Genomic DNA, 19,168 nt, shown 5'->3' on the forward strand with positions numbered 1-19,168 from the left:
CTCGTCGCGATTTCGCCGGCCGGTTGATCGACCGCACACGAGAATAGGCCTGGTCCTACTGCCAGATCGCCTGCGGGTCCGCACAATGAATCGAACGATCAACCCGGCGCCGCGGTTTCGTGAGCGACGCGCACGAACCGCCGGTACCCCGCCAGAAGGAGACTCCATGAACAAGATGCGTACCCTGTCCGTGCTGCCGCGCCTCGCGATGTGGCAGCAGATCCTGCTGGCGATGCTGCTCGGCGCCGCCGTCGGTCATTTCGCCGGCGAGCCGGCCATGCTGCTGCAGCCGCTCGGCGACATTTTCATTTCGTTGATCAGGATGTGCGTGATTCCGGTCGTGTTCGTGTCCCTCGTGTGCGGGATCACGTCGTTGTCGGATCTCGCCGCGATGCGCCGGATCGCGTGGAAGTCGATCGCGATCTACGCGGTGCTGATGGCGTGCGCCGCGATGCTCGCGATGGCCGCGGCGACGCTGGCCGGCGTCGGCAAGGGTTTCAGCCTGCCTGCCGGCATCGACGCCGCGCAGCTCGGCACGACCGCGTCGCTGAAGGACGCGCTGATGGCCGCGATCCCGGCGAACCCGTTCAAGGCGTTTGCCGATGGCGCACTGCTGCCGACGATCGTGTTCGCCGTATTCTTCGGACTCGCGATCAACCTGTCCGGCGAGCGCGGCGCACCGGTGCGCGCGTTCTTCGACAGCCTGTCGGCGGTCGTGTTCCGGCTCATCGGCATGGTGCTGAAGTTCGCGCCGGTCGGCGTGTTCGGTCTGATCGCGTACGTGACGGCGGATCACGGCTTCTCCGCGCTGGGTCATCTCGGCTCGCTGGTAGCGGTCAACTACGTCGTGCTGCTGGTCGTGATGATCGTGTTCAGCAGCCTGCTGCTGGCGCTGCGCGGGCTCAAGCCGTGGCCGTTCCTGCGCAAGATGGTGCCGGTGCAACTGTTCGCGTACTCGTCGGCCAGCAGCGCCGCCACGCTCCCGCTCAACCTCGAAACCTGCCGCACGCGCCTGGGCGTCGACAGCCGCATCGCGAGCTTCGTGCTGCCGCTCGGCTCGACGATCAACATGGCGGGCCTCGCGGTCTATCTCGGCACGGTGGCGATCTTCGCGAGCCATGCGTACGGCATTGAATTGTCGGCGGGGCAGATGGCGATGGTCGTCGTGACGACGACGCTCGCATCGATCGGCGCGGCAGGCGTGCCGGGCGCGGCGCTCGTCGTGATGAGCCTCGTGCTGGCGTCGGTCGGGCTGCCGATCGAGGTGATCGTCGTGATCGCGGCGGTCGACCGGCTGATCGACATGGCGTGCACGGCCGCGAACGTGACGGGCGACACCGTGGCGGCCGTGCTGGTCGCGCGGGCGGAAGGCGCGCTCGATATCGAGCAATACAACCGGGCATAGAACGCTGCTGCCTGTGACAGGTCGAACCGGCGACGTTTTCGCGACGCGCCGGTTCTTTTGTTTTTCGGCTGTCGTGCGTGCATCGGCACGCCGCGCTTCATGAGAGCCCTTCCATGCATATCGTCTTTCGCTATCCGCTGATCGTCGCGCTCGCGTTGACGGCCGGCTGCGCCGGCGCACGCGATCGCGCGCCGTGGCCCGCGCCGGCACACGATGGCGCGCCGCTCGTCGGCGTGCAGGTCAAACTGCAGTCCTTCACGGCGGACGACGCGCAACGCATCCGGCATGCGGGCTTCGGTTTCGTGCGGATGGGCGTGTGGACCGACCGGCTGGCGCAGCCCGCGTATCGCGCGACGGTCGACGCGGCAGTCGCGACCGCGCATGCCGCGCATCTGCCGGTGCTGCTGACCATTCGCGCGCTCGAACCGCTCGCGCCGCGCGATGCGCCGCCCGACCGGCGCGCGGCCTTGCTCGCCGAAGCGGGCGCGAGCATGGCCGGCACGGTGACGCGGCTTGCCGACGCGTACCGCGCGCGGCTGTTGGCGATCGAGCTGTGGAACGAGCCCGATCTCGCCAAATACTGGCCGACCGGGGATGTCGACACGACGTTCGCGCCGTTCATGAAGGCTGTCTGCGCGCGTTTCGGTGCCCGCCGCCCGAACGTGCCCGTTATCGGCTTCGCGTTCTCGCGGGCGCCTTTTGCGGGGTCGGCGCCGGATCGGCTGCTGGAACCGCTGGCGCCGTTGCTGGCTGGATGCGTCGACGCGATCTCGTACCACGCGTACGGGATGACGCCCGCGCAGATTCGCGCGGCGGCGCAGGACGTGCGGGCGCGCTACGGCCTGCCGGTCACCATCACCGAGGACGGCGCAACGTCGGTTGGCCCCGACGGCGACAGGCGTCAGGTACAGCGCCTGATGACGCTGTTGCGCGCATCGGGCGAGCTGGAAACGCCGCTGATCTCGATCTACGAATGGGCCGATACGCCGAACGGGCCGGACGCCGCGCAGCGAAACTACGGCCTCGTCCGCGCGGATCGCACGGCCAAGCCGGCGCTCGACGCGGTGGAGCAGGCGCTGCGCGCCGGGCAGCCGCACGCGCGCTCAGGCCGGCCGAACGGCGGCGGCTGACGCACGGGCCGTACGCAGCGGCCACAGCACCGCGACGAACAGCGCGACGCTCGACAGATGCCGCGTGTAGCTGCCGAGATCGGGTTCGAACAGCATCGACACGGCGATATGGCCAAGCACCAGGCAGGCAAGCGCCTCGCCCCCGCGCAGCGACGCGGTGCCCGCGCCGGCCGTCGGCGCGACACGCGGCCACGCCGACGCGAGCACGAACGCGATGAAGCCCTGCATCGCGACCCCTTTCACGTCGAACGAGAACAGGATCGGCAGGTTGAGCCGCACCACCGAGTACGCATAGTTGCCGACGAAGTGCACGAACGAATCGGGCGGATACGGGTTGTAGAAGCTCGTCCGCGCACCGAACGGCGATTCGTAGACGAGATAGTCGACCGCCATGTCGCGCGGATGCTGGAGCAGGAAGTAGACGGCATCCGGCAGCGCGATCAATGCCGCGCCGAGCAGCAGCAGCCCGATGACCTTCAGGAGCACAGGAACCTGGCGAAACGCCCATGCACCGCCCGCGCACAGCACGATCAGCACGAAATAGCTGCGGATGAACGCCGCGTAGCCCGCATAGAGCACGACGGCGGCCGCGAGCGTGCGCACCGTGCCGCAGCGGCGCGCGACCCACGCCAGCAGCACGGCGATCAGCACGACGAGCGTGTCCTTGCTCGCGACGAACAGGTTGAAGAACAGGCACGGTGCGATCAGCACGAGGTTCGCGCACAGCGAGCCCGCGCGGCGGGTCTGCCGTAGCGCGAGCCAGATGAACAGCACGCCGAGCGCGGCGACGAACACGCTCGTGCCCGCATTGCCGAGCGTCTGATAGAAGCGGCCGACCGCATCGAACGACGTGCCGTCGTAGGTTGCACCGCCGCCGATCTGCGTCTCGATCTTGTCGGCGTCGCGGAAGATGAACTCGGGCAGCAGCGCGCGCGCGTTCGCATAGACCGCGAGATACAGCAACGCGACACACGCGGCGATCGCATCGACCAGCCGCCGGCTCAGCAGCGGCCCGCTCGCCATCAGGCTACGCAGCATCGGCGGCTCCCGGTTCGGCTTCCGTTTCGGCGCCCGCGGTGCGGGCAAGCCCGGGCGCGACGATCCAGATGAGCGCGGCGGCGATCGCGACGCTCGCGGCGAGATGCGCGCACGCCGCGCCGAGCGCGCCGAGGCCGCGGACGAAGCCGATCGACACCGGCAGGCACGCGAGCGTCAGCCCGGCCATTGCGACGGCCACCCGGCGGCCCGCGCGCAGCGCGACGGCCGCCGCCCACAGCACGTCCGCGAGCGCGCGCAGCACGAACGACATCAAGAGGATCGCGAGGCCGGCGGTCTGCAGCGTATCGGCGGGTTCGTGCGCGAGCCGGAACAGCGGCCCGTGCAGCGCGACGATCGCGACGGCCGCCGCGGCCGTCAGCGCGAACGACGCGCCGATCGAGCGCACGAGTTCGCGTCGAAACGCGCCGGGCGCCGCATCGCGCGCGCGCACCAGGCGCGGCGCGGCGACCGCGACGACGGTTGCGGCCGCAACGGTCTGGATCGCATTCGCGATCGACCAGACGAACACGTAGCGGCCGAGTTCGGCGGCCGGCAGCACGCCGGCCGCGGCGAAGCGTTCGAGATATTGCAGGACCGACATCAGCAGCAACGCGACGAAGAACGGCAGCCCGTCCAGCCAGACGCCCGACAGGTCGCGCGACGCGGGCGCCCCGGCGGGCGTTCGCGGCGCCGGCAGCGCGCGCGCGACGCGCATGATGACGAGCCAGCCCGCCGCGACGACCGCGACGTCGGCGGCCAGCCAGAGCGCGAACAGCGCGTCGATCGAGCCGATCGCGCCGGCCGCCAGCGCCGCGATCGCGACGCCGGCCCAGGCGCCGGTCCGGACGAACAGCAACCAGGACGCGGCACGCGCGCGATGCAGCGAAAACAGATAGGTGTTGACCTCCAGCGCCGCGTGTTCGGCGCAAGCGATCAGCGCGACGAGCGCGAGCGGCAGATTCGGCAGCGTCGCGACATGCAGCATGCCGGCCGCCCAGCTCGGAACTGCGAGCGGCGCGCAGAGCGCCGCATACACGATGCCGTAGAGCGCGAACAGGCGAGCGGCGGTGCGGATCGCATCGGCCGGCGCGTCGCCTGACAGCCGCCGGTTCAGCTCGGTGCTGAAGCCGAGCCCGAGCACCTTCGACGCGACGACCGATGCCGCGACGGCGAAGCCGTAGGCGGCGACGGCGTCGAAGCCGAGCGTGCGCGCGACGACGATCGTCAACGCGAACTTCATCGCGAGCGAGCCGACGCGCAGCCCGAGCCGGGAGCCGAGCGCCTTCATCGGGCGCAGGGCCGGTAGACGGCGTGGTGCAACGCCGCGACGAGCGTGTCGCGCGCCGACTGCAGGCGCGCGAGGCCGCCGCGCGTCGCGTCGCGGAAGCGGTCGAGCGCGCCGGGGGCGAGCAGGGTTTGCGCGACGGCCGCCGCGTCGAAATCCGCCGCGTTCGCAACCCAGTCCGCGACGCCGAGATCGGCATAGGCGCCGAAGCCCTTGCGTTCGTAGCTCAGGTGGTACGCGGGCACGCCGTGCAGGATCGATTCGAGCGCGCCGTGCAGGCGCACCGACACGACGGCGTCGGGCGTGTCGTGCGCGAGCACGTCCTTGAGCGAATGCACGGCGTCGATGCCGAGCGAGCGGTAATACGCGCTGTCGTCGTTGCCGCGGCCGGTGCTCTGGACTGCGAAGGTCAGCCGGCACGTGGTGCACAGCCGCTCGATCAGTGCGCCGGTCGACGCGTGGTAGCGCGTGCGTTGCGCGGCGCCCCACGCCGGCGGCTTGCGCAGCACGATCGCGACGTGTTCGGGCGCCGCGTCGGGCGCGGGGCGGCGCGCCACGAACCCCGCGCGGCCGCGTCCGAATTCGAGCACCGCGAGATCCGGCGTGCGCCGCGTGTTCGCGTTGCCCGCCAGGAACGCGGCCGACCGGTCGTCGCGCACGAACACGTCGTCGAACGACGCGAGCATCGTGCGCATGTGCGCGGCGAGCCACGACCGGCTCGCGGCGGGCCCGATGCTTTGCGGCAGATAGACGGTCGGCTTGCGCGCGGCGCGCGCGAGCCGCATCTGCAGCAGGTGGCCGGCCTCGAGCTTCAGCGCTTCGGTCGCGCTGCGCGCACGCAGGTAGCCGCCGCCGACGCCGACGATCAGGTCGACGCGGCTCAGCAGGTCGCGCAGCGCGCCGAGCGACGGATTGAGCACGAGCGGCAGCGGTGCCGCGCTCGCCTGCGCGATGCGCGCCGCGCCGCGCACCGCCAGCACGGGGGCCGGATAGACGTCGGGCAGGTGCGAGAACGACGCCGGATCGGCCGCGACGACGGAGACCCGCACGTGCGGGCCGAACGCGTCGCGCAGCAGGCCGATCGACAGGTCGACGAGCAGGCCGTCGCCGGAATTGCGCGTGCTGTACGCATGCAGCAGCGCGACATGAACGGGCTTGTTCATCGAGCGGGTTCCTCGAGCAGGTTCTGGTAGACGGCGAGCGTGCGTTCGACCATCGCGTCCGCCGAGTAATGGCGGGCGGCGAGCACGCACCGCCGGCGCATGTCCGCGAGTTGCGGGGGGCAATCGGCGAGGCGCGCCACCGCGTCGGCGAATGCGCCGGGGCGGTCGTCGTTGTCGACGGTCAGCCCGACGTGGTAGCCGTCCACCAGTTCGGTCGCGCCGGCGACGCGGGTCGCGACGATCGGCACGTGCGCGGCGACGGCTTCGATGCAGACGTACGGAAAGCCTTCGTAACGGCTCGGCAGCGCGAACGCGTCGAACGCCGAGAAGTAGCGGCGCGCGTTGTCGATCCGCCCCGCGACGCGCAGGTTCAGTGGAAGGTCGTTCGCTTCGGCGCCGGCCGCCCGATTGAAGTCGCCAGAGCCGATCGCGACGATCTGCAGCCGGTCGTCGTAGCGCGCGGCGAGCGCGCGCGCGATGCGCACCAGCCGGTCGACGCCCTTCTGCGCGTCGAAGCGGCCGACGAAGCCGACCACGAACGCGTCGTCGGCCACGCCGAGCACGGCCCGCGCGGCGGCGCGCGGCAGCAGTGCCGGCGGCGTCACGCCGTTCGCGATCGTGCGGATGCGTTCGCGGGCGATGCCGAGCGCATGCAGATGCTCGGCTTCATCCCCGGAGACGGCGATTACCGCATCCGAGCGGCGATTGCCGAGCCAGCGCTCGATGCCGCCGTAGAGCCAGCGTTTCGCGGCGGACAGCGTCGGGTTCAGCGTGTAGACCGCATGCGGCGTGTACATCTGTTTCCACGGGCCGGTGCACAGGCGCGCGAGCGCGCCGGCCTTCGAGCTGTGGCTGTGGACGACGTCCGGTTCCATCGCGTTCAGCAGCCGGTGCAGCGCGCGCGCGGCGCCGGCGTCGTGCAGGCCGACCGAACGGCGGAACGGCAGCCGATGGAACGATGCGCAGTGAATCAGCGCGTCGGTCAGGATCGCGTCGTCAAAACGTGCGCCGAGCGGCGCGATCAGGTGGATCTCGACGTTCGCGCGGGTCTTGAGGCCGGCGATCAGGTCGACGAGGTGGACGGCGACGCCGCCGCCGGCCGCCTCGACCACCATCGCGATGCGCAGCGGCGGGCCGCTGCGGTCGGGTCGGCGAACGGGGATGTCGGCGTGTCCGGCGCCGTGCAGATCGGTGTCGGCGAAGGTCATTTCGCGCTCCCGGTCAGGCGGCGCAGCGCCGCGCGCCAGCCGCGCGCGGACGCGTCGTCGGATTCGTTCGCATAGCGGTACTCGGTATAGCGATAGCCGCCGTATTTCGTGCCGTACGCGCACCGGCCGCCACGCGGGTCGATGCCGTTCAGCACGACCCGCGGCGCCGCGCTGCCGCGGCCCGCGAGACGCTTCGCGGTCTCGACCAGTTCGCCGGCCTTCGTGCGGCCGGCGCGCACGACCAGCAGGATCGCGTTCGCGTGCGTGCCGAGCCAGCTTGCGTCGGCGGCGGCGAGCACCGGCGGCGCGTCGATCACGACCGTGTCGTAGTGCGTGCGCCATTGCGCGAGCAGCGTGCCGAGGCTGGCCTGCTGCAGCAGCGCGGCGGGGGCGTGCGGCACCGTGCCCGTCGCGATGAAGTCGAGATTCGGTGCGACCGCGCGATGCACGACGCCGTCGGGCGCGGCGTGTCCCGCGAGCGCATCGGCGAAGCCGTGATCGCGCGTGACGCCGAACACCTGGTGCAGATGGCCCTTGCGCAGATCGCCGTCGATCAGCAGCACGCGCTTGCCGTCCGCCGCCTGCACGGCCGCGAAGTTCGCCGCGACGAACGACTTGCCCGCGCCGGGCACCGGGCCCGTGATCAGCACGACCGCATGTTCTTCGTGCGCGAGCGAGAAATGCAGTGCGGTCTGCAGGCTGCGCAAGCTCTCGATCGCCGGCTCGTACGGTTCGGCGAGCGCGAGCAGCGACGGGCCGCCTTCCCCGCGCGCGATTGCGCGCGTCATCGCGCGCTGGCCGTCGGCCGACGGCACCACGGCCAGCACGGGCAACCCGGCGTGCTGCTCGATCTCGTCGATGCCGCGCAGGCCGCCATAGAGGAAGTCGCGGGCAAACGCGACGAGCATGCCGAGCGCGAGCCCGACGAGCGCGGCGACGCCGATCACGACCGGCCGGTTCGGCCGCACGGGATCGTCCGGCACGATGGCCATGTCGACGACGCGCACGTTGCCGGTCTTGCCGGCCTTCACGAGTTCGAGCTGCTGAATGTTGTTCAGGAGTGCCGTGTAGAGATCGGTGCCGACCTTCACGTCGAGTTGCGCGCGCACTTCGTCGCGCTGCCGTTCGGGCAGCCGCGCGATGTTCGTGTCGAGCTTGCCTTGCTGGCGCCGCAGCGTGTCGAGTTGCGCATCGATCGCGGCCATGTCGGGATGCGACGGCAGGAAGCGTCGCGACAGTTCGTCGCGTTTCTGCTGGAGTTCGAGCACGCGCGCCTGCACGTCCACGCTCTGCTGCAGCGCGAGCTTGCCTTCCTCGGCGAGATCGATCGAATGGCCGCTGCTGCGCAGCGTCGCATAGCGCTGCTCGGCCTGTTCGAGCTGGCGCTTCACGATCGGCAGCTGCTCCTGCAGGAACGCGAGCGAGCGGGCGGCTTCCCCCGACCGGCGTTCGACGTTCTGTTCGACATAGCGGTTCGCGATCGCGTTGAGCGTCGCGCTGATCGCGGCCGGATCGTCGCCGCGCAGCGTCGCGACGAGCACGCCGGACTGCTTGATCTTCTCCTGCACGTCGAGCGCGGTGCGCAGCGCATCGATCGTGTCGGCCCGGCCGTTGCGGATCAGGCGGAAGCGGGTGCCGGGCAGCGCGTCGAAGCCGGCGACCTCGATCGACAGCGGGCCGTAGCGCGTGGCGAACGTTTCCGCGCGACCAATGCGGCCGATCGCGTCGTCGGCCAGATCCGGGCCCGACAGCCGGTAGCGCAGCGCGTCGATCCGCGTCAGGCTGAACGTGTCGCCTTCCGCGCGCCGCGGCACGTCGAAGCGCGTGACGTTCGCGCTTTCCTGGCCCCACGCGTAGCCGCCGATGCCGAGCAGGCCCGGCTGCACCGCGCCGTCGTTGAAGCGCGACACGAAATCGCCGATCAGCGGAAAGCGCTTCGGCCTGGCGACGATGTAGCTGCGCAGGTCGTCCACCGCGCGCGTCACCACGAGCCGGGACGACAGGATCTGCGCCTCGGCCGATGCCGGCGCGTTGACGTTGAAGAACGACGCGGCGTCGCCGAGCAGGTTTTTCGCCGCGGTGTCGCCGCCGTCGTCGGTCTGGATCATCAGGTCGGCCTGATAGGTCGGCGGCGCGAGAAACGCGTACAGCGCGCCGATGCCGATGCCGGCGGCGGTCAGCGCGGCGATCGTCCAGCGCATGCCGCCGAGCACGTCGAGCGCGTGAATGAGGTCGAACTCGCTTTCGGCGGCGGGTTCGCGGGAAGGCGGTGCGGTCATGATGTCGTTGAAGAGGAGAGGTCGGCCGGCCGGTCGGGCCAGTGCGCGAGGATGAGCGGCCGCCAGCCCTCGACGGCGGCGGAGATCAGCGATGCGCAGCGCACGAAGGCGTCGCGCGTGCCGCGATAGGGATCGGGAACGTCGAAGCCGGCGCGCGTGGCGCCGGGCGCGAGCGCGTGCTCGCCGAGGCGGAACACGCGGCCGCGCGCGAACAGGTGCCGCGATTCGAGATCGCGCTGCTGCGCGCGGTCCATCACGAGGATCAGGTCGGCATCCCGGCACAGGTCGACCGTGACGGAGCCGGCCACATGGGCGTCGAGATCGAGCCCGAGCTCGCGCGCGACGTCGCGCGCGAGCGGATCGGCCGGATGCCCGACGCGCGCGGCGAGGCCGGCGGAGCGGACCGTCGCGTGCGGCAGCCGCGCGGCCAGCAGCGCGGCCGCGATCGGGCTGCGGCAAAGATTGCCTTCGCACACGACGAGCAGGGACGGGCGCGCGCTCATTTGGTCGCGATCGCCGCGGCGGCGCCGGTGTTGACGCTCGGCAGCAGCAGCGCGAGCACGCGGCTGAAGCGCACGAGGCCGTTGCCGTCGACGTAGACGATGTCCTTGGGTTCCAGCTCGAACTCGTTCGCGAGCACCATTGCGACAGGCGAGCGCGCGTCGAGATGGAACACGGTCGGCGTGCCGTGCTTGCTGCCGCGGATCACGAACATCTGCGCGGCGTCCGCGGTGTTCGAGTTGATGCTGCCGGCTTGCAGCAGCGCATCGCTGAGCGTGAGGCGGCCGTTGCGCTTCGGCAGCGCGAGCAGCGGGCGGTTGACTTCGCCCATCACGTAGACGCCGTTGTCGTCGCGCGCGGCGATCTTCAGCAGATCGCCGGCGCGCAACATGATGTCGGCCGGATTGCGATGCGCGCGGATCATGCCGGCGAGATCGATGCGAACCGGCACGCCGTCGCGGATCAGCGTCACGTCGCTCTGGTCGGCGGCGGGTGTGAAGCCGCCCGCGCGGGACAGCGCGTCGGCGAGCGTCATCGGCACGTCGTTGACGGCCAGCGCGCCCGGCGTATGCACTTCGCCGTCCACGTAGACCTGCTGCGAACGGTACGATGCGACCCGCAGCGTCACCTGCGGATCGCGATACACGCGCGCGAGCGCCTGCGCGACGCGCGCCTGCGCATCGGCGGCGGTCAGGCCGGCGACCTTCAGCTGGCCGGCATACGGAAACGTCAGGTTGCCGCGATCGTCGACGACGAACCCGGCCACCGGATCGGCCGCGCGCGGCGGCGACTGCTGCGATCCGGGCTGCGCGGCGGCGAGTTCGGGGTGATCCCACACGGTGATCTGCAGCACGTCGCCGGGCCCGATCCGGTAGGACGACGCGCGCGACGGAGCCGGGGCGGCGAGCGTCGCGAGCGCCGCTGCGTCCTTGGCGCGCTGACGCTGGATCAGCGACGGGTCGATGGGCACGATGGGCACGGGCAGGCTCGCGGGCGAAACGTTCGCCGACGGCGACGACGCGGCGGGCGATGCCGGCGCGTTCGCGGCCGCGACGGCCGCGTCGATATCCGATGCAGGGGCGGCCCGCAGGCTCTGGACGAATGGATGATCCATCCGCATGCCCGGTGCGAGCGCGCATGCGGACAACAGCGTACCGGCCGCCGTCGCGAGCGCGAGGCCGCGCATGACGCGCCAGCATTCGCCGGCTCGTGTCGGGGCGTTCGAGGTATTCATCTGCTCCTTCCTTGATGGCGGCGCCGGGATGCGGCGACCGCGCGCGTTCCGCCCGGGGTGGCCGGGCAAAGCGGGTTCAGTGGAGAGCGCGCTGCGTTCGCCGGTCAAGCGAACGGGTCTGCCGCTCAGTAAGCGTTGGGATGCACGATCCCTTTCAGGACGGTCGCGCCGATGATTCGCAGATCGAGCGCGAACGACCAGTTGCGCAGGTAGTACAGGTCGTACTCGATGCGCGACTGCATGCTTTCGACGCGTTCGGTCGCGCCGCGCAGCCCGTTGACCTGCGCCCATCCGGTGATGCCGGGCTTGATCCGGTAGCGGTGGATGTAGCCGTCGACGAGCGTGCGGTACTGCGCGTCGTGTTCCACCGCATGCGGGCGCGGGCCGACCACCGACATGTCGCCGAGCAGCACGTTGATGAACTGCGGCAGCTCGTCGAGGCTCGTGCGCCGCAACAGCGCGCCGACGGCCGTGACGCGCGGATCGTTGCGCGTCGCCTGCGCCACCGTGCCGTCCCGCTCGACGTGCAGCTTCATCGTGCGGAACTTGTAGATGTCGAAGGTTTCTCCATCGGCGCCGCGCCGCTTCTGCGTGAAGAACACGGGCCCCGGCGACGACAGCTTCACCGCGACGCCGATCGCGAGCAGCAGCGGCATCAGCGCGATCAGTGCAGCGGCCGCGAACGCGCGATCGAATACGGCCTTCGCCATCCGCGCCCGCAGCGACAACGGTGAAACCGCGAGCGAGATCGCGGGTTCGCCGAGAACTTCGTCGACCTGGCTGCCGAACAGCGCGAGCTGGCTGATGTCGGGCAGCAGGCGCATGTCGACGAAGTCGTGGCGGAATTCGTCGATGACGCAGACGATCGTCTGCTCGTCGCTCAGCGGCAGCGCGATCCAGATTTCGCTCGCACGCTGTTGCCGCACCTGCCGCGAAAACGCGGCGAGGTCGTGCAGAACGGGCAACGCGCCGTCGATCGGCGTGTCGTGCGGCGACGTCTGGCAGATCGCGACGAGCCGGAACGGCGAAGCTCCGTCGATCCCGGCAGCCAGTCGCGCGATGCGCTCGCCGGTTCCGACGATCGCGATCGCCCGGTGGCGCCGGGGCGCGCGCAGGCGACGGCATCGCCACAGAAAGAGGCTGATACGAAACGCCACCAGCGCGATTGCCACGCCGAACGTCCAGCGAATGAACCATGCAACCGATGCGAGGCTGACGGCGGACAGCGCGATCATCATCGCGAACACGCTGCCTTGCGCGACGAGCCACAGGGCCAGTGTGCGCAGCAGGTAGCGAGTCGCACGGACGCCGGTATCGTTCAGGGTCCGATCGGAGAGGCTCAGCAGGAACGTCGCGAACAGCGCGCTCGATGCGACGAGCAGCGTTTCCGTACGGAGCGCCGCGAGCGACCACATCGACTCGCCGAGCATCGTCATCGCGATCGTGGCGATTACGCAAATATCGATGAGGACTACGATAAATTCTTGATGGTGAACCTGACTTTTCTGCATTCCATGTTGACTCGAAGCATGACGGCGCGACACACGCGGATCGCGTTCGCATGCGGATTTCGAGTCCGCCTCGGGTATCTGTTTCCTGTTGTGTTGATCCGCAAAGGGAGAGATGCGAAGCGGATCGTTTGTTTCATTCTATTGACCGCGATCAGGCGGGGCCATCGGGCAACGGGACGTTTGGTGGCGTTTCGATGTCGGACCAGTCCTGTTTTTCGCTGTCCGTCGGCATGCATTGCCGTGCGCGGCAGATTTCCCGGCGTCCGGTGATTGCCGCTACGCGCCGGTTTTAGACCGGCAGGGGGAGGGGCAGGCCCGCACCGCCCCATGCGAGGTCGGCGTCTGCAGGGCGCGGCGCCGAGGGCCGCGCGCTCGCCGTGTCGTATCGCCGGCGCCGCGGCCGACGAGCGGTCCGTGGCGCCGGTGCGATGTCAGACGGCGGCCATCCCCTGCAGACTGACGCCGCTTGCGGTTCCCGCCGGTTTCTCGTCGAGCTTCGTGAGCGACCCGTCGGCGCCGATCGCATAGGTCACGACCTTGTCGGCCCCGAGATAGCTCTGGTACAGGAACTTGCCGTCAGGGCTGATCCACGAGTCGCCCGCGAGGCTGGTCGCCTGACCGTTGACCGCGGGTTCCTGCGCGGCGACGGATTTCAGGAGCGTGGCACGGCCGCTCGCGTCGAGCGCGTACGACGACACGCTGCCCTCGCCGTTGCCGACGTAGACGAAGCGATTGTCCGGCGAAATCGCCAGCCAGCAGCTGGCTGCTTGCCCGCTCGCGATCGGGCCGCTGCGGCCCTGCAACGTGCCGCGCGACACGGCATAGGTGTTGAGCGCCCCGCTCGCATCCGCCGAGACATAGAGGTCGCGCTGGCTGCCGTGCGCGAAGCGGCCGCCGAACGGAACGCCGCTTTGCGACGCAATGGTGGACGCGGCGCCGAGCCGGCCGTCCGGAAGCACGGGGAAGCTCACGATCGTGTCGAGCTGCGTGCCGCCCGGGCCCGACAGCGGAACGTTGACGACGACGGTCGATCCGTCGGGGCTGACTGTAACCGACGTCGGCAGCGCGTTTTCCCGGACGAGCGGATAGGCGCCCGTCTGGGTCAGTCCGCCGTTGTCCTCGACGCGGTAGGCGCGCAGCTGCTGATCGCCGGTCTGGTGCGTGACGTACAGCACGCCGTTGTAGTAAGCGAGGCTCGTGGGATGTTCGCCGCCGGTCGGGGTCACGCGCAGCAGGCGCGGCGCGTGCGTGACCGGGTCGAGCGAGAACACCGAAACGGTCGCGTCGCCCGAGTTGACGACGAACAGACGGCTGCGATCGGGCGTGACGATCACGCTGTGATTGCTCGCAAGCGAATCCGGCGCGACGGCGCCTCCCATGAAGAAATTGACGCCGTTGGTGCCGTGTCCGCCGGTCGCCACGCGCACGCCGGACGACAGCGTGCCGTCCGGACGGCGCGAGAACATCAGCACCGCGTTGTCCGTTTCGTTGGTTTGGGAAAACAGCTTGTCGGCGTCGATGCTCTGCTGATCGATACCGCTGCCGCAAGCGGTGAGCGAGAGGGCCAGCAGCGCGCTGTACAGCATTTTTCCATTCAACATCGAGTCATGCTCCGATTCGACGACACGGCCCGAGGCAACGGCTCGAAGGCTTCATCGTCCTGGTTAGGGGAGCGAATAGTCGGATCGGCCGAACGAATATGACGGCGCGCGCCGATTTTTTTTGCACGCAGATTTGAAGCGCGACATGCATCGATCAGGTTGCCGAAGAATCAGATCAGTCTTATTGCCGGACGCCAGACGCGTTTGCGACCATCGGCTCCTTCGGTTGCGGTTCGTATCGCGACCGCCTTGTTCCGGCGCTTTCAGTTTTGCCCGTTTCGCCGGCCGCCTACCTGTTACCCGGGGAGTATCGCGGGTCGTCATCGAACACGTCGTTCGATCGACCGCGCTTTTTCAATCCGGGTAACGCATTCGATCGAGGGATTTCATGTCTGCAACGGGCTCCGATTCACGCTCGACCCGCACGCCTGCGCGGCGCGGCGGCACGGTCCATCCGGTCTGGTTGCGCGTCACGCACTGGCTCAACGCGATCGCCGCGGTGACGCTGATGCTGTCGGGATGGCGTATCTACAACGCATCGCCGATCTTCGACGGCTTCACGTTTCCGGCGAGCATCACGCTGGGCGGATGGCTGGGCGGCGCACTGCAATGGCATTTCGCCGCGATGTGGCTTTTCGCATTCAACGGGCTCGCCTATCTGGCGATCAATCTCGCAAGCGGGCGCGGTTTCCGGAAATTCATGCCGGTGACGCCGCGCGCGATCCTGCGGGATCTCGCCCGCGCACTGACCGGCAAGCTCTCGCATGACGACCCGCATCGCTACAACGCGGTCCAGAAGTTCGCCTACCTGTTCATCGTCTGCGATCTCGTCGTGCTGCTGCTGTCGGGGCTCGTGATCTGGAAATCCGTGCAGTTCCCGCTTCTGAGGGAACTGATGGGTGGATACGACGCCGCTCGCGTCGTGCACTTCGTCGCGATGAGCCTGATGGCGGCCTTCATCGTCGTGCACGTGACGATGGTCGCGCTGGTTCCGCGTTCGTTGATCGCGATGCTGCGCGGTCGATAAGGAATTCGCTATGAATGAAGAAAATGGAAAGAAACGTCCGGCGCTCGATCGCGCACCGATCCTGATCGATGTGCGCCGCGAGCTGGCGCTGCCGTCGCGGCGGCTGTTCGGCAAGCAATTGCTGACGCTGGGCGGCCTGACGATGCTGACCGGCTGTTCGCTGACCGACGACGAGTCGGTCGATACGTTCCTCAGCGCCGTGTCGCGTCTGAACGACCGGGCGCAAGCGATGCTGTTCGATCCGAACCGTCTTGCGCCGACTTATACCGACGCGCAAATCACCCGGCCGTTTCCGTTCAATGCGTTCTACGGCATCGACGACGTACCCGCCGTCGACGCGTCGGATTATCGGCTGCAAGTGAGCGGACGCGTGACCGGCCGGCGAAGCTGGACCCTGCCGGAGCTTTACGCGCTGCCGCGCGCCGAACAGATCACCCGGCATATCTGCGTCGAAGGGTGGAGCGCGATAGGGCGCTGGGGCGGCACGCCGTTCGGCGATTTCCTGCGCCGCGTCGGCGCGGACACGACGGCGAAGTACGTCGGATTCAAGTGTGCGGACGACTACTACGAAAGCATCGACATGCCGACGGCGCTGCATCCGCAAACGCTCCTTGCGTTCGAATACGACGGCGCACGTTTGCCCGCGAAGTACGGTTTCCCGATGAAGCTCAGGATGCCGACCAAGCTGGGCTACAAGAATCCCAAGCACATCATGGAGATCTTCGTGACCAACACGTATCCCGGCGGTTACTGGGTCGACCGCGGATACAACTGGTTCGGCGGATCCTGACGTACGCGACTCGAATTTGGCCTGCGTCGAGCCGCTTCAGGCGTTCGCCGCGGCCAAAAAATGCCGGCGTTGCCGGCTTGTTCCCCCCTGTCATTTATCTCATCAACGGAGTTGGTTTCATGAAGAAGATTGGTATTGCAGCCCTGTCTCTCGCCCTCATGTCGAGCGCCACTGTCGCTTTCGCCCAGACGGCCGACGGGATGGCAAAGGACGGCATGGCGAAGGACGGCATGGCGAAGGATCATATGGCCAAAAGCGGCATGAGCAAGGAAGGTCACATGTCGAAGGGCCTGATGGCGAAGGACTCGATGGCGAAGGATTCGATGGCAAAGGACTCGATGGCAAAGGATGCGATGTCGAAGAGCACGATGTCGAAGGACGCAATGTCGAAGTAATGCCGTCCGGAAGTGCAGCCCGTGAACGGCTGCACAACGCAGTTGCCGCTGGCAATTGCGTTCCACCTGAGCAGAGAGCGAACCGCTCTCTGCTTTTTTTGCGTCGCAGAACCGTTCCGGCCAAATCTGCGGCGGGCCGGCAATCGCGTGGCCCGCCACGCAGCCGCTCACACCCGATCGATCCTGAAGTGCGCGGCCGCATACGCCGCGTCGCAGGTCCACAGCGTTTTACCGTCGCGATGAAAAATCGCCACGCCGTGATCGACCGTCATCCGCGCACGCGGATACACGGCGGCATGGCCGTTGAGTGCCGCGGCGAGATCGTTGCGTTCCTTGGAGGTGGCCTGGTATTCGCCGTCCGGCAGCGGTGCGCGAACGGGTGTCATGGTCGTTTCCGCCCGAACGGCGGCAAGGTCCGGGGGCGGGTGCTCGATGCTCGCATCTGGCAGCGTTTCTTTAGAGACTGCAGCACGGTCAGCATCTGAATCGTGACGTGGCCGCGCCCACCGGCCACCATCGAACACCCGCTCCGGGGCCTCGTACGGTCGACGGCCTGCCCGGATGCATCACGCGCACCCGGGCAGGCCGTCGATGTACGTCGACCCGGCTTCAATACCGCCGGCCTCGCGGCCGGCGCTGCGTGTTCAACGGCCCCACGCGAAGTAATAAGAACCGGCGACCGTCAGCACCGCGCCGATCAGCGCCGCATACGGCGCGAGATTCAGCCACGTGCTGCGCTTGGGCAGCTCGATCTCCATGTCGCGCTGCATCTGCGCGGGGAAGCGGCCGCGATCCTGCCAGTAGTGGCGATAGACGAACACCGGCACGATCAGCAGCATCGCGATCAGCCCGTTGCGCAGCGTGCCTTCGCCTTGCAGATCGGCGCCCGCGCCCGCATACACGAGGTTCGCGTAGCCGCAGACGGCGCCCGCGACGAGCAGCCAGGTCGGACAGCGGAACGGCCGATCGCGGTCGCCGCGATCCATCCGGTGAATCCATCCCGACTGCAAATTCAGGAACACGAACAACATGTAGCAGACGTTCGAGATCGACAGCACCGTCATGTAGTCCGACATCATCAGCAGCACGAGGTTGAAGCCGAGATCGGTCCACATCGCGCGCGTGGGCGCGCCGTGTTCGTTGACGTGCGACAGGTACTTCGGCAGCCAGCCGTCAACTGACGCCTGATACAGCGTGCGCGACGAGCCCATCATCGACGTCATCACGATCAACAGGATCGACAGCATCAGCATCACGACCACCGCATTCGCGACCCATGCGCCACCGCCGACGATCTTCGCCATCGCAGCGGCGACACCCGTACCGTCGCGAATCGCGGGATCGAGCATCGCCTGCGTGCCGAGCGCACCCTGGAACGCCATCGGCACGAGCGTCATCACGACGAGGCACAGCGCGCCCGACCAGAAGATCGCCTTCGCGGTGTCGCGGCGCGGATCGCGGAATTCGCGCGTGTAGCAGACGGCCGTCTCGAAGCCGTACGACGCCCAGCCGGCCATGAACATCGCGCCGAGCGCCATCGTCACGCCCTGCCCGTTCCACGTGCCGAACGTCGCGGCCGTGAGATTGCCTTGCGCATCGTGGCCGAGCGGCAGCAGCGGGAGCAGGTTCGACATCGGCACGTCGCCGAAGACGAACGGCACGACGCCGACGATCAAGAGCGGCGTGAGCGATGCGATGCCGAGGATGCGCTGCGTCTTCGCGGCCTTCGATGCGCCGCTGTGCTGAAGCTTGAACGTGATCAGCAACAGCATCGCCGCGATGATGAAGATCGCGTTGATCCGCAGCGACAGGCCGGGCTTGATGAAGCTCAGGTCGGCCAGCTTCAGCTGCCAGGTCAGCACCGCCGCATCGGCGGGAAAGAGGCTCGTGAGCGCGTAGCTGGCCGCGAGGCCGCAGCCGAGCGCGAGCATCGGCGACCACGCGAGCCAGTTGCACCATACGGAAACCGGGGCAATCAGCTTGCTGTAGCGCACCCAGCCGATCGCGCCGTACACCGACGCGCCGCCCGATTTGTGCGGAAACAGGCTGGAGATTTCCGCATAGGTGGCGCTCTGGATCAGGCCCATCGTGATCGCGGCGATCCAGACGGCCCATGCGGGGTGGCCGATCGTCGCGGACACGCCGCCGATCGTGAACAGCACGCCGGCGGGCACGCCGCTCGTGACCCAGAACGCATCTTTCCAGGTCAGGCCGCGTTGCAGCGTATGGCCGCCGGAATCGCTGCGCGCATCGGCGGCGGCGTCGGCATGGCGAGTAGACGATCCTGCATCGTTCATATGCTTTTCCTGTGTGGTCGATTTCCCGGCCGGCGGGACCGGCAAGCGGGTCGGGCAGGGTGGAAGCATTGTCGAACGCGGGGATGGCCGAAATGAATCGGCCCAGTCTGAAAGTAGGCGTGTGCTCGGACCGGTCCGATTGCGTCGCGGGCTGTCGCTCCGCGACAATGCGGTGGGTCGAGCGTTGGGTGATTGCGTTCGATTCTCCGTACCCGAAGCGAGTCTTCGTTCGATGCGCCGTCCGTTTGGACGGCGCTTTTTTTGGGTTCATCGCGGAATTCCAGTCAACCACGCAACCTCAGCC

Annotated in this window: 16 protein-coding genes; 5 read left to right on the top strand and 11 right to left on the bottom strand. The window is 68.5% G+C overall.

The genetic code is table 11. The annotated features are described in order from the left end of the window. Window positions 1–166: 166 nt before the first annotated feature. Window positions 167–1,405, top strand: a complete 1,239-nt coding sequence (locus tag WJ16_RS16170; protein WP_069258118.1) for a dicarboxylate/amino acid:cation symporter — start codon at window positions 167–169, stop codon at window positions 1,403–1,405. Window positions 1,406–1,518: 113 nt separating this feature from the next. Further along, window positions 1,519–2,535: a glycoside hydrolase family protein gene (locus WJ16_RS16175; protein ID WP_069258119.1), complete on the top strand. Its 1,017-nt coding sequence runs from the start codon at window positions 1,519–1,521 to the stop codon at window positions 2,533–2,535. Here WJ16_RS16175 and WJ16_RS16180 read toward each other — a convergent pair. The 9 genes from WJ16_RS16180 to WJ16_RS16220 all read right to left on the bottom strand — a co-directional run bounded on the left by WJ16_RS16180 (window position 2,509) and on the right by WJ16_RS16220 (window position 14,355). Next, window positions 2,509–3,573 (bottom strand): hypothetical protein, encoded by a 1,065-nt coding sequence (locus WJ16_RS16180; protein ID WP_069258744.1) that lies wholly within the window; start codon window positions 3,571–3,573, stop codon window positions 2,509–2,511. The genes WJ16_RS16175 and WJ16_RS16180 overlap by 27 nt on opposite strands. Further along, window positions 3,563–4,861: a polysaccharide biosynthesis protein gene (locus tag WJ16_RS16185; RefSeq protein ID WP_069258120.1), complete on the bottom strand. Its 1,299-nt coding sequence runs from the start codon at window positions 4,859–4,861 to the stop codon at window positions 3,563–3,565. Before WJ16_RS16185 ends, WJ16_RS16180 begins: the two co-directional genes overlap by 11 nt. Continuing rightward, complete coding sequence (locus WJ16_RS16190; protein ID WP_069258121.1) at window positions 4,858–6,021, bottom strand: polysaccharide pyruvyl transferase family protein; 1,164 nt, start codon at window positions 6,019–6,021, stop codon at window positions 4,858–4,860. Before WJ16_RS16190 ends, WJ16_RS16185 begins: the two co-directional genes overlap by 4 nt. Continuing rightward, window positions 6,018–7,229 carry a glycosyltransferase family 4 protein gene (locus WJ16_RS16195; protein WP_084636039.1) on the bottom strand — a complete coding sequence of 404 codons (1,212 nt, stop codon included), beginning with the start codon at window positions 7,227–7,229 and terminating at the stop codon, window positions 6,018–6,020. The genes WJ16_RS16190 and WJ16_RS16195 overlap by 4 nt, the downstream gene beginning before the upstream one ends. Continuing rightward, window positions 7,226–9,508 carry a polysaccharide biosynthesis tyrosine autokinase gene (locus WJ16_RS16200; RefSeq protein WP_069258122.1) on the bottom strand — a complete coding sequence of 761 codons (2,283 nt, stop codon included), beginning with the start codon at window positions 9,506–9,508 and terminating at the stop codon, window positions 7,226–7,228. Before WJ16_RS16200 ends, WJ16_RS16195 begins: the two co-directional genes overlap by 4 nt. Then, entirely contained in the window at window positions 9,505–10,011 is a 507-nt protein-coding gene (locus WJ16_RS16205) for a low molecular weight protein-tyrosine-phosphatase (protein ID WP_069258123.1), read from the bottom strand. Before WJ16_RS16205 ends, WJ16_RS16200 begins: the two co-directional genes overlap by 4 nt. Beyond that, the gene (locus WJ16_RS16210; protein ID WP_069258124.1) at window positions 10,008–11,243 is read right to left on the bottom strand and encodes a polysaccharide biosynthesis/export family protein; all 1,236 of its coding nucleotides are present in this window, start codon (window positions 11,241–11,243) and stop codon (window positions 10,008–10,010) included. Before WJ16_RS16210 ends, WJ16_RS16205 begins: the two co-directional genes overlap by 4 nt. Before the next feature lie 125 nt (window positions 11,244–11,368). Further along, on the bottom strand, window positions 11,369–12,679 hold the full coding sequence (locus WJ16_RS16215; RefSeq protein ID WP_236858263.1) for an undecaprenyl-phosphate glucose phosphotransferase: 1,311 nt from the start codon (window positions 12,677–12,679) through the stop codon (window positions 11,369–11,371). A 506-nt stretch (window positions 12,680–13,185) separates the two neighbouring features. Next, a complete protein-coding gene (locus tag WJ16_RS16220; RefSeq protein WP_076605955.1) occupies window positions 13,186–14,355 on the bottom strand; it encodes a lactonase family protein in 1,170 nt (389 codons plus the stop codon). A 388-nt stretch (window positions 14,356–14,743) separates the two neighbouring features. Here WJ16_RS16220 and WJ16_RS16225 point away from each other — a divergent pair, with 388 nt between their 5' ends. From WJ16_RS16225 to WJ16_RS16235, 3 genes are all read left to right on the top strand, one after another. Next, window positions 14,744–15,382, top strand: coding sequence for a cytochrome b/b6 domain-containing protein (locus WJ16_RS16225; RefSeq protein ID WP_069258127.1), 639 nt, complete (start codon window positions 14,744–14,746; stop codon window positions 15,380–15,382). 10 nt (window positions 15,383–15,392) lie between these two features. Further along, window positions 15,393–16,172: a molybdopterin-dependent oxidoreductase gene (locus tag WJ16_RS16230; protein WP_069258128.1), complete on the top strand. Its 780-nt coding sequence runs from the start codon at window positions 15,393–15,395 to the stop codon at window positions 16,170–16,172. Between the two features lie 119 nt (window positions 16,173–16,291). Next, window positions 16,292–16,567 (top strand): pentapeptide MXKDX repeat protein, encoded by a 276-nt coding sequence (locus WJ16_RS16235; RefSeq protein WP_069258129.1) that lies wholly within the window; start codon window positions 16,292–16,294, stop codon window positions 16,565–16,567. A gap of 167 nt (window positions 16,568–16,734) precedes the next feature. Here the strand turns inward: WJ16_RS16235 and WJ16_RS16240 are convergent, their stop codons facing one another. Beyond that, complete coding sequence (locus WJ16_RS16240) at window positions 16,735–16,953, bottom strand: hypothetical protein (RefSeq protein WP_069258130.1); 219 nt, start codon at window positions 16,951–16,953, stop codon at window positions 16,735–16,737. Window positions 16,954–17,211: 258 nt separating this feature from the next. Next, window positions 17,212–18,864 carry an APC family permease gene (locus WJ16_RS16245; RefSeq protein ID WP_069258131.1) on the bottom strand — a complete coding sequence of 551 codons (1,653 nt, stop codon included), beginning with the start codon at window positions 18,862–18,864 and terminating at the stop codon, window positions 17,212–17,214. Window positions 18,865–19,168: the final 304 nt, after the last annotated feature.

Origin of the sequence: Burkholderia metallica, from assembly GCF_001718555.1 — a bacterium.
GTDB classification, from domain to species: Bacteria; Pseudomonadota; Gammaproteobacteria; order Burkholderiales; family Burkholderiaceae; genus Burkholderia; species Burkholderia metallica.